Raw genomic sequence first — 11,952 nt, 5'->3', positions numbered from 1 at the left:
ACACCTTTATAATTTATTCTTGGTAGGAAACAATAACAAAAAAGGCGCAATATGCGCCTTAATAATTCATTTCATTATCGAGATTTCACACATTCGCGATAATTTAGACCGGATGTTGGAAACAATCTTTTAAGTTTACGCCAATAGCTTTAAGCACTTCGGTTCGCGTTATGATCCCTAAAAATTTTCCATCAACGTTAACGACGGGATAAACTTTGGGCTTTCCAACTTTCATCATATCTGCCAGCTCAATGACGGACATTTCAGGTGTCACCGTAAGCACATCTGAACTCATACAATCTCCGACTATATGTGTATCTTGGCAGTAGTAACTTACCTTTACGAGCTTATCGAGCAAATCTTGTTCAGAAAGAAATCCGATGACCTGCTTTCGCTCGTCAATAACGGGTCCGCCCATATGCTGTGAGCTCATTACCTTATCGAGTGCTGCGGTCAAAGACATGTCCTTAGAAAAGGTAACTGCATGGTGCACCATGTAATCTTTCACTTTTAATGATTCCATCTTCGCTCCTTATATGTCCCTAAGCGCAGTTAACCTAGGTAACATTTGCTCTTAAATTCCAATTGTATCCCGACCCGCCACCACGAGACTCTTAAGCCGCTCTATTGTAGGGGTATAGATCAAGTGTCGTTCAATTTCTTGTAATTACTAAATGGAATTCAACTATTTTGTTAATAGGTGCCACCTATCTCACTAATAATACGTTTCAGTTCAGGATAAATCGTGATGACACGCTCAGAAATACTCCACTTTAAAGCCAGTAACATTACTTCCATATCAATATCTTTATTAAGGGTATTTAGCATCCTTTAACGCATGTATCCCAAGGCTTAGAAGCAATAAGTCACTTAATAAACATTCACTTAAAAAAAATCGAGTTAACTCATTAAAATCTATTACACTTTTTAATAGCGCTAATAAAGATTAACGATATGACTGAATGGCAGAAAATTTGAACTTTGTTCCAGCTTTCTCTCGCCTCGCTAATGAAATCAATATTGTGGTCGAAAAGAGTTCCTCTAAGCCTTAGTGATAATTAAGTTACTAACTTATCACTTGAGCGCAAGCGAACAATACCGATATGCACATTGGTGCGTTATCTTTATGTTTTTTATGGTAAAGCCCAACATAGGTGTATCACTATTGAAGATCCGACCAAAAAAAACAAAGGTGTGAGAACTTTTTGGTTAGCCTAGAACATATAACAAGCTAGCATAATGACAAGTCAACGTAACTTCCTGAAATAGCAGGAAGTGATGTTAGGGATTATCCACGGACAAGAGGTCTATGCGAAAAGAATTTGTATCCATAGCCAGTAAAGTTGCTACTCAAGTTAAGAAGCCTCTTCTTTGGCTTACGTTGGCAGCATTGCTTATGCTTTCTGCTACCAGCTACTACTTATCGTTAACTGAGATGAAAAAAAATGCGTACTCGCGTGTTAATTCAGTTGAGCGCTCTACTGCTTCTGCTATTTACAACTTCGATTTTGAACAACTTTCCGCTATCACCGCTACTTTCGATAACGACCATCTTTTCCTGCATTTTTCTATTTGGTCTGAAGGTGAAATGCTGGCTCAAACTCGTGAGCTAGGCGTCCCAACAAAAGAGTTAATATGGAATGAATGGGAACACAAATTTCCATTAAGCTACGTCAATACCTATGGCGAGGAGATGAGCGTGGGTCATATAGAGGCTTACGTAAACCCAGAATATCTGCTGAACTTTTTTGCGCTGTCCATTTCGATCTTCCTTGCTTCACTCCTTCTTATATCTCTGTTGATACTGATTATAGTTAGGCGCTCATTCCATAAAACAGTCGCATATCGACTGAAACACCTCTCTTCTCAATTTAATCTTCAGAGAGAGCAAAACGAATATGAGCACTTAACAAAAATTGAAGACTACCCCCAAAAAGAACGAGATGAGATTTCCGATCTTGTGGATGCTTATAATCTTTCCTCGTTACATGCGGCCCGATACATCGAGGCTATAAACAAAAACAACGAGTTATTAACGACTTTGGCACAAAAAGATCCGTTAACGGGTAACCTTAACCGTCAAGCATTTCTAGAAAATATGAATAAGACGTTAGAAAAGCTCGGTACCTACGGAACCCTCGTCAGGATCAATATCCTCAACTTTTCCTCGATAAACCTAAAGTACGGGCAACAGCACGGTGATGATATTCTAAAGAGAACCAGCCTTGCTCTTACTCAACACAGCCCAGCAAATGCATCGGTATGCCGATTGGGTGGCGATGACTTCTTTCTATTCTTACCTGCTTGTGAGCTTTCGGATAGCAAGTCAATCTTCTCAAACATACAAGATAGCCTCACCCCTTTAGACGTTAACATTAACATCGGTATATCTAGACACCCCGAAGACGCATCAGAAGCAGAGCTCCTCATACATTGTGCGGAAATTGCTCTGCTCGAAGCGACAGAGCTTAAGCTGGATTATTGTGAATACCATGAGGAATTCGAAAGTGCTCTTAAGCACACGATATACATTGATTCTTTTATCGAAGAGCTTATTGCCACCCAAAAATTCCACATGCATTACCAGCCTCAGATGCACCTTACAACATTTGATATCTTTGGTGCTGAATCGCTGCTCCGACTTGAAGAAAACGATCGCTCTTCTCCGTGGGAAGTTATCACACGAGCAGAAAAAACAGGCACTATGCATGCGCTTACGTTAGCGATAATCGAAAAAGTCTTTAAAGATTGGCAGCAATCTATTCATACTTGCCCAAACAGTTTTACGCTTTCGATTAATATATCTCCTCTTTCTTTAAGCAAGGCTCACTTTTCTCAAAAATTGCTGTCTTTGGCGAGCCGCTATAACTTCCCACTGAACAAACTTGTTTTGGAATTAACCGAACTAGCAAAAGTTCAGCAGCAAAAAGAGGTGAATGACAACCTTCAACACCTTAGAGCAAGTGGCGTAAGATTTTCTTTGGATGATTTTGGTACTGGTTTTTCTTCTTTGGAATACCTACTCAGCTACGGTTTTGATGAAATAAAAATTGACCGAAAATTTGTTATGGATTTAGACAAGAGAGAAGAATCGATTCAAATCATTAAGGTCATCAATTTCTTGTGCCAAACATTAGGTATGCAGGCTATTGCTGAAGGTATTGAAACAGAAGAAGAAGAACGGACATTGCAACGCCTTGGGGTGACAATTGGACAAGGCTTTCGCTACTCCAGAGCGCTCCCAATCAGTCAATTAATGGACTACGTATCACAACGCAAAAACATGGAGCTAAAACGGTCGCTAAATTAATGAGAAAGTCATTAAAGCGAAGACGGTGTCTGCCGATAAACCTGAAAGTGTTGATAAAATTGTTCCCAATAGCGATGCATGGCGACCCATATAGTAAATTTCTGCATTTCCTCAGTATTAACTATAATGTCAGTGTATTGCTGGGCTTCACCAAGTCTTAACCCAAGGAATTGTTGCTAGCATTGCCTTCTGATGTCGCTAGGCACATTTTTTAGCAATCTTTTGGAATCTAGCACCTTGAGGTTACTTGGGTATATACTAAAATAAACATCAATAACTGCCTGTCAGTCATAACTTGAAATGTGGTATCTATGAGTAACAACCTTAACAGTACGGTTTTAACCGAAAGTGGTACAAATGAGCTTGAAATTATAGAATTTCATCTACAGAAACAACTTCCAGACGGTACGACTAAAACCTGCTATTACGGTATTAACGTTGCGAAAGTTCGCGAAGTAATTCAGGTTCCAGACACAACGGACTACCCTAATGCCCAGCCTCATATGGTTGGTGTGTTTTCTTCTCGAGAAAAGCTAACACCTTTGGTTGATTTAGCAGGATGGTTAGGCGTACCAACGAAACCCGATCTCGAGCGCAAGTTTGTCATTGTTACGGATTTTAACCGAATGACTAACGGATTTTTGATCGACAGTATTAGCCGAATTCACCGGATTTCTTGGGAAGATGTTGAGTCACCAAGTCAATTCTTAGAAGCGGGCGAAAATGATTGTGTTGTTGCCGTTGTTCGACAAGAAGGCAACTTGATCATGATTTTGGATTTCGAGAAAATCATCGCTGACATCAACCCAGAACTGAGTATGGAAAAGTACGATGTCACTATAGATAAGAATGTAGATCTAAACCAGAGAATGGTGACCAAGCGTCAAGCTCGTACGGTTATGGTTGTTGATGATTCGGCGTTTATCCGTAGCCTTATTGAAAACACACTCCGATCGGCAGGGTACAATATAATTACCTGTAAGGACGGAGGGGAAGCGCTGGATAAACTGACAGAGTTCGAAGCGTTATCTAAGAAAGAAGACGTACCCGTTAGCGAATTCGTTGATGCAGTTGTTACCGACGTAGAAATGCCTCGCATGGATGGTATGCACCTGCTTAAAAGGCTACGAGACAATGAAACATACAGCGCAATGCCAATTGTTATGTTTTCCTCTTTAATGAGTGATGACAACCGTGAGAAAGCATTACAACTAGGTGCGAACGACACGATAACTAAACCTGAAATTGGTCGTATGATCACAATGATGGACCAATACATCTTCGTATAACGAACATTTCATCGATTGACTAAAGCTGCTCGTCAAGCAGCTTTTTTTATTCGTACTAGAACCTATCCTTTCACAATAGCTGAACCGTTAAGCTTCTAAAACGCCAAAAAGCCCTAAGTGATATCACCCAGGGCTTTATTTTTTTAACTTGAAGTATCTAAGAGAAAATACTTAAGAGACTAGCAAGCCTATACTTTAAAACGTCCCACAAGGTTATCTAAGCGTTCACATTGAATAGCTAAGTTCTTAGAAGAATCATTGGCGTCTTCCACTACATGAACGATCTGCTGGCTGTTATCTGCAATTCGCTGAATATTGCTGTTTACGTCTTCACTGACTGTCGTTTGTTCAAATGCCGCAGTTGCGATTTGAGAGTTCATTTCATTGATGATTGAAATTGAACGACTGATTTCATTCAGAGAATTTGAAGCTGTATTCGCCTTTTCGATGGTGCGCTCACCACCTTGTTGGCTAGACTCCATCGCGGTTACCGCTTCTTTTGCACCAGCCTGCAATTTCTCGATCATCACCTGAATTTCACCAGTGCTATCTTGAGTTTTGCTAGCCAATGCACGAACTTCATCCGCAACAACTGCGAAGCCGCGCCCTTGTTCACCCGCTCGTGCCGCTTCAATCGCAGCGTTGAGTGCCAGTAAGTTTGTCTGCTCGGCGATGCCACGAATAACATCCAGAATAGAAGCGATGTTAGACACGTCTGAATCAAGCGTATGTATCACCGTGCCTGCATGTTCAAGTTCGTTTGCCAGCCCTTGAATAGATGTGACGGTTTGTGTAAGAACATTGGCTGCTTGCTGCACCTCTGAATGCCCGGCTTCACTCGCACTCGCCGCTTCTTGAGCATTTTGGCTTACACTTTCGCTGGTGGCTCGCATTTCATTGATTGCCGCTGCAACCATCTCACTTTCTTGTTGCTGGGAAGTCACTCCCGTCACTACATTTCCAGTGATTTGATTAAATTGATTCATCTCGTTGCGCACATGATGAGTGGCATCAACAACTTCACCAATTGTGGACTGCAAAGATTGTACAAACGTATTGAAATTTCGACCAAGTTCGCCTATTTCATCAGAAGACTCTACTTCCACACGTTTTGTTAAATCACCTTCGCCTGATGCAATTTCCGCCATATTTTCATTGAGTCGACGAATCGGTGCAATAATCCACCCTGATAGCAGCCAAGTTAAGAAAGCACCAATCAGAATTGCTAATCCACTGCCCACTTCAAGCGCCAACTCGGAACTTCTTGCAGCTTCATTGGCTTCTGTTCGAAGGTTTGCCTGCACATTTTCAATCGCTTTACGAACCGATTTAAGCTCCTTTCGCATAATCGCAAAATCACTCATTAGACCCGCTTGGTTTTGGCTAAACAATACTTGAGCCTGCTGCGGGTCAGCGAACATAGTCTCGTATTTATCAATCCATCTCTCTGTTGCTTTGATGAGCTGATCAATGCTTGCTTTCGAGCTCGATGGCAATATTTCTCCATCTAACAAGCTATAGAGGCTTTTCAAACGAGGTAGCGCTTTATAGGCGTTATCTTCGAACTCAAACTTTTGCTTTTTAATTTCTTCCTGATCACCGTTTGCTAGCATCAACCCCTGCGCCGCCGAGATCACTTGGTAGAGATCCCGATAGGCATCTTCGAGTTTTTCCAATACGGGTTGAATATCGTTATTCAAGGTATTATTTGCTCGGTTTTGCGCACCAAACAATTGGACGTTGTATAACGTGATTGAGGAGAATAAAAGAATCATTACCGTAACAGGTAACGCCATTTTCATTCTCAAAGAGAGGTTAGATAACCAATTCATACTTCACCTATATATAGAGTAAATACTCTAAAAATTAATATCACATACCCGCACAGAAACCTGTTAAGCGGAGGTAACGAAATTCTATATAAGCGTGCTGCTTACCGACGTCACCAGAGTCAAATTAACACCTCAAGACTATGATTAAATTGAGTTACTTTTGACCCGTATCACTTTCCCCTTTTACCGTAGAAAAGCAGCCAAACGTTTGCTTTATATTCATAACAAACATTTATATAACAATAAGTTAAAGACCGATTTTCGCTCTTTCCGTATGGGTGTACTAAATACCACTTATTTTAATTTTAAACAACATTTTTTGTATGGAGATTAGAATTAACTAATGTAGATTCTAACTCTCAAACCTGGTCGATTATCTTTAAACAGGAGCTGCGCATGATGCTGTCGGACAACGGCGTCAACCAGCGCTAAACCTATTCCATTTCCAATTTCACTGCGGCTTTTATCTGCTCTAAATAAAGGTTCGCAGACGTGAGGCTTATCGGTATCCGCGATTCCTATTCCCGAATCACTGACAACAACACCTAAACTATCAACAATCACCTCTATCCGACCATGCTCAGGTGTGTACTTCACCGCATTCTCTACCAAGTTAAACAATGCTCGGAACATCAGAGAGCGATCACCAATAAGCTGGCATTGACCATCTTGCCTCAGGGTCATTATTTGCTGTTTTTGTTCAGCGAGCGGTATCAAAAACTCTGTCACATCATGGGCAATTTTGCTCAAGTCTACGACGTCGTCACTGATGACCATTTGCCCACTGTTTAAGCGTGCAATCTCCAACATACTGTTAAAAAGGGCGAGCAACATATCCAATTCATCTTGGCAAGCCATTAACTTGTGAAGTTCTGGTTCTGCCAAATTTTTAGAGTTGGAAAGCTCTTCGAGTCTCAATTTTAAGCGAGCCATTGGCGTTCGCATATCGTGTGCCATACCAATTGAGAGAGTTTTGAGAGTCTCTTCATTCTTTTCCATCTGCTCTATCATAAAATTGAGATGTATTGCCAAAATATCGAATTCATCATCACTGGTCGAAACGGGCAATTTCACCTTTTTTTCACCACAGAGAAAGCGATTCATCGCGTGATTGACTCTATGCAACTTGCGCAATATCACAATGGCGAATGTTGCAGCACCGATAAACATCAATGTGACGGGTATTAAAACACCGGAAACAATCATCGGGACCACTTGAGAGCGATACGACTGCAACAGTTCGGGTTTAATGCCTATTTCTAGCGTACGACCATCAAAAAGAATGACTTGGTTATGGCTCACTTTTTTCCGCACAACCGGGTATGAGGGTGGAATGGAAATACGGTTAATGTGATAGATGAAAGGACTCTCTGATTCGCGTTTTCTAAGGATCAATCTTTCGACTTCACCAACACCTCGGAGGTTGGCTTCGTCAAACTCCTGAATTTCATCACGAAGTTGCTTTGTTAGTTGTTGCCGGTGAAATGATTCTGAATGAACAAAGACCTGATGAACAAATAGGGAATAGAGCAGAGCAATGGATATAACGAGCAGGAGTAAAATTTTAAAGACGGAGGAACGTGTAAGATCATGATCAACAGCGAAGGACATAACCTGCTCCCCTAACGGTATGGAGTAGATTCGTTCCGCCAACTTCGTCCAGTTTTTTGCGAAGATTGGCAATGTGCACATCGATTACGTTAGTTCTAGGATCAAAATGGTAATGCCATATCGCCTCAAACAAACGCATTCTAGAAATGACCTGTTCTTCGTTTTCCATGAAATACTGAAGTAACTGAAACTCTTTAGGTTGTAGATGCAGCTCGTTATCGAGAAAAGTGACCCGATGCGCTTTCAAGTCCAATTTAAGACCTTCGTATTCCAAATAACTAAGAACTTGAGTTACGGGTTTGTGGCGACGCACGATGATATCTGTGCGAGCAATCAATTCTGCGAGGGCAAAAGGTTTCGTTAGGTAATCATCACTGCCTGCTTGCAAACCAACGACTCTGTCTTCGACGCTGTCCATTGCACTTAAAATTAAGACAGGTACATTCACTTCGGTTGCTCTTATCGCCGCAAGAACCTTCATTCCATCTAATGCGGGTAACATCCGATCGAGAATAATCATTTGATATTCGCAGCTGACAGCCATCATTAAACCTTCTTGCCCATCTCCCGCTTCATCAACGATATAACCATGTTCACGCAGCCCTTGAGAAACAAATTCTCTTGTTGTTGCGTCATCCTCAATCACTAGAATTTTCATGTAGTTAGCCTCTAAATCTGACGTATGAATAGTATCAGACAGAGAATGAAAAAATCTTGTTGCATACCAAAGAATGCGGTTTATGTAGAAGACCGAGAATCAAAATGGGACAGAAAACGTTGAGGGGCGGAGGCAACAATCCAAGTCTGACAAAAGCTAACTTATTGAAACTTAATATCTAAACCTTTTCTATTACCTACCTAGCCAACGAGTAAGGGGATACCGCATAGAAAATCATTAAACATCATTAATGTGAATAGTTGTGAAGTGTGGGTTAGCCGTTTTTGCGCTCATAGTATGTATATCATCTAATCGTACAGCGGTTTCCTTGACGTCAGTCTCATCTACAACCCAGTGTGTGAGAATCAAATACTCAACGCGATCAGCACCTATTTTTGTATTGTGAGCGACGCCCTCTATCTGCTCGCCAGACAACATAGCTAAACTCACTTTCAATTTGAATAGGCATGCCAGCTCAATGAAGTCGTATTTATCACAACTGATCATAATCGGGTCCACTCCTTATCGCGTTTCAGTTGAATTAATCATGGCATCATACTCAAAGTACCTCAAGGTGCGTGGTTCCGCGAGAACAAAACAAAAAAAACCGCACAAATAGGCGGTTTTTAAAGCACTAAATTCAAAGTATTAAAAATACTAGCGCTCCCAGTACGCCTCTTCCAAGCTATCTTCGCGCTCTGGAAGACCGCGCGATAAACGAGGTGAATGTTGAACTAACACCTCGTAACTTGCGCGGTTCGAGTATTTACACACCTGAGAGAAAGAAGAATATGTCAAGTACGGGTACTGATGTTTACTTGAATTCGGCACATTTTCTTTATGGTAGCGATTGGCCGCCATGTCATGCAGCAACGCTGATAGCGCTGCATCGCCTGCACCATTGGTGTTCTTTATTTTCTCTGGTCCCCCCATATAAGGTGCAATATGCGAATACACCTTAATAGGGTTAGCGGTATTGGCTTTTAACACTGGTCGGCTAAACTCGTAGCGGTTGAATTCTGCAATGGCTCCAGGCAGCAGCGGGAGTGACGTTTCCCGTTTTGCTGTGTCTTCGGCAAAGCCAGCCATGTATAACCCAACCGGACCTGCTGTGCATAGCACTAAATCGACCCAATCAAGTGTTTTATCGGAAGCTAAAAGCGGATCGCTTTCCCCTGTTAATGCTTCTGCTTCATCTTCATTCATCGCTACGACCGATACATGGTCGTGTAAAAATGTTTGCCAGAACTCAGGGTCATCTTGGATAACGTATTTTGTTCCCAGCGTAAGAACTACGGGAACGTCGTATTTTTTCGCGAATTCGATCGCCTGCATTGTCGCTTCAGGCATAGGGTCGCCAGGCTTGCATCTTACAAGATAAGCGGTAAGGACCAGTGCAGAAGCTTTCTTAAAAATGGCTTCTGGGATGTTATCAGGCTTTAGCTGATTCATATGACCTTCACTGATTGCAAAGGTACGTTCACCATCTTCACTGATCAATGCGAAGCAGCGACCAATGGCACCGTTCACTCCCTGCAAATAGTTGAGATCCATCCGGCTAGATGTATTACAGAGGTATCGATACCCGTAGCTTCCGATCTTGATGTCTTGGCTCATTACCCCTAACAGGATAGATTTGTCGTCAGCAAGAACCGAGTAATTGTGCAAAGTATTTCCAATCGTACCACCAGCAAACTCGTTGGTGACTAACCCTTGGTCTTTTAACTCGTTGTACAAATTCTCCGCCGTTTCATCGTCTATAACCAGTGAGTGTCCCTTACTCAAAGAAAACTTTTCGATAAATTCATCGCTTACTTTGGCTTCAATATCCACGAGAGTCTGGTCGATACCAACAATGTGAGTGCGTGCCATTTTCTTGCTTTCTTGTGCTTGTGTCACCAATGGATCACGCGCATGCACTGGAAAGTAATGTTTAGATTTTCTTTGACCGGGAAACTTCATAATCAATAAAACTTATTAAGGGACAAGTTGGGAGCGCGATTGTAGCTCGCATGTTAATAAGCGGCAACATCACCAAAAAAGGCAAACGTTTGCTCGTTAATTTAAAGAACTTTATACCGATTTAGCTCAATTTCCAGTTTAGCTTTCTTTTTTTACTTTTCTTAAATCAGCGAACCAGTTTGAGTTTGTATAGAAGTATAGGTCATCTCCTATTCTGAATCGTTTATTCGATAAAAAAAGCCAGTTGATTCCTCAACTGGCTTTTAGCGGGTATTTGAATAGATTCAAAAAATTCTATTTATCGAATCCCTATCGCTCTTTAGTGTATGGCTTGGCAATCGCTTTAGGGGCAACGGCTTTTCCGATGAAGCCTGCTAAGAGAACAACGGTTAAAACGTAAGGCAACGCAGAGAATACTTGGGTTGGAAGTACACCAACTAGTGGAATTTCTACACCTTGCATGCGCGTTTCTAGTGCCGATAAGAAACCGAACAGTAAACAGGCGAAAAACGCTGCTTTAGGATGCCATTTACCAAATATCACCGCCGCCAATGCAATGTAACCTTGCCCTGCTGTCATTTCCTTACCAAAACCTGCGTTCTGGGCGGTAGAGAGATAAGCACCGGCCAATCCACACAATACACCTGTGACGAGTACGGCTCTAAAACGTAACGAGAATACTGAAATACCCGCCGTATCCACAGCATTAGGTTCTTCACCAACAGCACGTACACGTAAGCCGAAGCGAGTTCTAAACAATACCCACCAAGTCGCAATAACGGCAACAAACGCTAGGTAGACAAGAATGTTATGCCCAGAAATAAGTTCAGAGTAAATCGGACCAATAACAGGAACATTTTCGCCTAACCACTGCGCACCAGGTAGGTCAATAGGTAGGAAACGCTGGTCGTTATGCAATGTTGGCGTTTGACCGCCTCTAGAGAACCATGCGTGCCCTAGGGTTATCGTCATTCCGGAAGCAAAAAAGTTGATTGCCAAACCTGAAATGATTTGATCACCCTTTTGAATAATTGAGGCATAACCATGAACAAGCGCCAATAGAACAGACGCGCCAATACCTGCCAACAATCCTAACCACGGAGAACCGAGTGCGTAAGCTGTTGCAGCTGCAACAAACGCAGCAAACAACATCTTGCCTTCGAGACCAATATCGGCAATACCTGAGCGCTCTGAAAATATCCCAGCCATGGCTGCAAATATAAGCGGTACTGCCAAACGAATAGTCGAATCAAAAGTGGACAATAACCAGTTAAAAATTTCCATCGTCAC

Annotated in this window: 9 protein-coding genes; 2 read left to right on the top strand and 7 right to left on the bottom strand. The window is 41.9% G+C overall.

Translation table 11 applies throughout. The annotated features are described in order from the left end of the window. Positions 1-103 precede the first annotated feature (103 nt). Entirely contained in the window at positions 104-523 is a 420-nt protein-coding gene (locus Q8W40_RS03540) for a CBS domain-containing protein (RefSeq protein WP_126608373.1), read from the bottom strand. A gap of 786 nt (positions 524-1,309) precedes the next feature. Between Q8W40_RS03540 and Q8W40_RS03535 the strand changes: the two genes are divergently transcribed. Beyond that, positions 1,310-3,310 (top strand): bifunctional diguanylate cyclase/phosphodiesterase, encoded by a 2,001-nt coding sequence (locus Q8W40_RS03535; protein WP_305395909.1) that lies wholly within the window; start codon positions 1,310-1,312, stop codon positions 3,308-3,310. 311 nt (positions 3,311-3,621) lie between these two features. Further along, positions 3,622-4,599 carry a chemotaxis protein CheV gene (locus Q8W40_RS03530; protein WP_305395908.1) on the top strand — a complete coding sequence of 326 codons (978 nt, stop codon included), beginning with the start codon at positions 3,622-3,624 and terminating at the stop codon, positions 4,597-4,599. A gap of 188 nt (positions 4,600-4,787) precedes the next feature. Here the strand turns inward: Q8W40_RS03530 and Q8W40_RS03525 are convergent, their stop codons facing one another. The 6 genes from Q8W40_RS03525 to Q8W40_RS03500 form a co-directional block, all read right to left on the bottom strand. Then, a complete protein-coding gene (locus Q8W40_RS03525) occupies positions 4,788-6,431 on the bottom strand; it encodes a methyl-accepting chemotaxis protein (RefSeq protein WP_305395907.1) in 1,644 nt (547 codons plus the stop codon). A gap of 336 nt (positions 6,432-6,767) precedes the next feature. Beyond that, positions 6,768-8,042: a sensor histidine kinase gene (locus Q8W40_RS03520; RefSeq protein ID WP_305395906.1), complete on the bottom strand. Its 1,275-nt coding sequence runs from the start codon at positions 8,040-8,042 to the stop codon at positions 6,768-6,770. Continuing rightward, the gene (locus Q8W40_RS03515) at positions 8,026-8,700 is read right to left on the bottom strand and encodes a response regulator transcription factor (RefSeq protein ID WP_305395905.1); all 675 of its coding nucleotides are present in this window, start codon (positions 8,698-8,700) and stop codon (positions 8,026-8,028) included. Before Q8W40_RS03515 ends, Q8W40_RS03520 begins: the two co-directional genes overlap by 17 nt. Before the next feature lie 237 nt (positions 8,701-8,937). Continuing rightward, on the bottom strand, positions 8,938-9,207 hold the full coding sequence (locus Q8W40_RS03510; RefSeq protein ID WP_305395904.1) for a Rho-binding antiterminator: 270 nt from the start codon (positions 9,205-9,207) through the stop codon (positions 8,938-8,940). Positions 9,208-9,357: 150 nt separating this feature from the next. After that, complete coding sequence (locus Q8W40_RS03505) at positions 9,358-10,662, bottom strand: inosine/guanosine kinase (RefSeq protein ID WP_305395903.1); 1,305 nt, start codon at positions 10,660-10,662, stop codon at positions 9,358-9,360. Positions 10,663-10,971: 309 nt separating this feature from the next. Next, entirely contained in the window at positions 10,972-11,946 is a 975-nt protein-coding gene (locus tag Q8W40_RS03500) for an ABC transporter permease (protein WP_305395902.1), read from the bottom strand. Between the last annotated feature and the right edge of the window lie 6 nt (positions 11,947-11,952).

Origin of the sequence: Vibrio penaeicida, from assembly GCF_030689305.1 — a bacterium.
In the GTDB taxonomy this organism is placed as follows: Bacteria; Pseudomonadota; Gammaproteobacteria; order Enterobacterales; family Vibrionaceae; genus Vibrio; species Vibrio penaeicida_B.
This window is presented reverse-complemented; position numbering and strand designations above follow the sequence as displayed.

What these genes read in the sequence shown, in the direction of transcription:
- Q8W40_RS03540 (WP_126608373.1), bottom strand. Translation starts at nt 523, where the DNA reads ATGGAATCATTAAAAGTGAAAGATTACATGGTGCACCATGCAGTTACC.
- Q8W40_RS03535 (WP_305395909.1), top strand. Translation starts at nt 1,310, where the DNA reads ATGCGAAAAGAATTTGTATCCATAGCCAGTAAAGTTGCTACTCAAGTT.
- Q8W40_RS03530 (WP_305395908.1), top strand. Translation starts at nt 3,622, where the DNA reads ATGAGTAACAACCTTAACAGTACGGTTTTAACCGAAAGTGGTACAAAT.
- Q8W40_RS03525 (WP_305395907.1), bottom strand. Translation starts at nt 6,431, where the DNA reads ATGAATTGGTTATCTAACCTCTCTTTGAGAATGAAAATGGCGTTACCT.
- Q8W40_RS03520 (WP_305395906.1), bottom strand. Translation starts at nt 8,042, where the DNA reads ATGTCCTTCGCTGTTGATCATGATCTTACACGTTCCTCCGTCTTTAAA.
- Q8W40_RS03515 (WP_305395905.1), bottom strand. Translation starts at nt 8,700, where the DNA reads ATGAAAATTCTAGTGATTGAGGATGACGCAACAACAAGAGAATTTGTT.
- Q8W40_RS03510 (WP_305395904.1), bottom strand. Translation starts at nt 9,207, where the DNA reads ATGATCAGTTGTGATAAATACGACTTCATTGAGCTGGCATGCCTATTC.
- Q8W40_RS03505 (WP_305395903.1), bottom strand. Translation starts at nt 10,662, where the DNA reads ATGAAGTTTCCCGGTCAAAGAAAATCTAAACATTACTTTCCAGTGCAT.
- Q8W40_RS03500 (WP_305395902.1), bottom strand. Translation starts at nt 11,946, where the DNA reads ATGGAAATTTTTAACTGGTTATTGTCCACTTTTGATTCGACTATTCGT.